The 593-nt window shown below is 42.5% G+C and carries 1 protein-coding gene; it reads right to left on the minus strand.

Annotation, left to right across the window (positions count from 1 at the left end):
- Window positions 1–24: 24 nt before the first annotated feature.
- The gene (locus tag GOU96_RS18120; RefSeq protein ID WP_017046319.1) at window positions 25–540 is read right to left on the minus strand and encodes a GNAT family N-acetyltransferase; all 516 of its coding nucleotides are present in this window, start codon (window positions 538–540) and stop codon (window positions 25–27) included.
- Between the last annotated feature and the right edge of the window lie 53 nt (window positions 541–593).

Here is a 593-nt window from a genome sequence, read left to right on the forward strand (position 1 = left end):
TCTTGAAGCGTTTGTTAGGTGAATTTATACCGCTGAAATATAAACACAAACCTCTCGTTCACCACCTTGCATACGAAGTGTTTGATTTTCTACGTAAGTAACACCAAGTTTATCGATAACTGACCTTGAACGATCATTGCCAACAAGATGCATGACCTTTAACTCTCGCAACCCATGACTTTCTTTTGCGTACTCAATTAAAGCCTTTGAAGCTTCTGTCGCATAACCTTGTCCCCAAAAATCGACGCCCAACCAATAACCCAAGATGCCTTGGCCATCTTTTAAGCTCGGCAAACTCACTGCACCAATAAGCTCTAACGATTCTTTAAGTACAATCGCATAAACAATACTCTCTCCGCTGGCAAAGCCAATTTCATGTGTTTCAATCCATGAAATTGCATCTGAAACTTCATAAGGGTGCGGTATGTTTGCCGTCATCTCTGCGATTCGTTTATCACCAGCCAATACTGATACTTGCTCTGCATCAGACAGCTCAAATGACCTAAGGATTAAACGTTCCGTTTCTAAAACTTGCTGCATTATTCCCCCAATTCACCTAACGCCCGCCTAAGGTGCTGGCAACGCATTACCAC

This window comes from Vibrio sp. R-1, from assembly GCF_035615595.1.
GTDB lineage: Bacteria > Pseudomonadota > Gammaproteobacteria > Enterobacterales > Vibrionaceae > Vibrio > Vibrio cholerae.

Excerpts from the sequence above, each read along its gene's own strand:
- GOU96_RS18120 (WP_017046319.1), bottom strand. The coding sequence starts at position 540 with ATGCAGCAAGTTTTAGAAACGGAACGTTTAATCCTTAGGTCATTTGAG.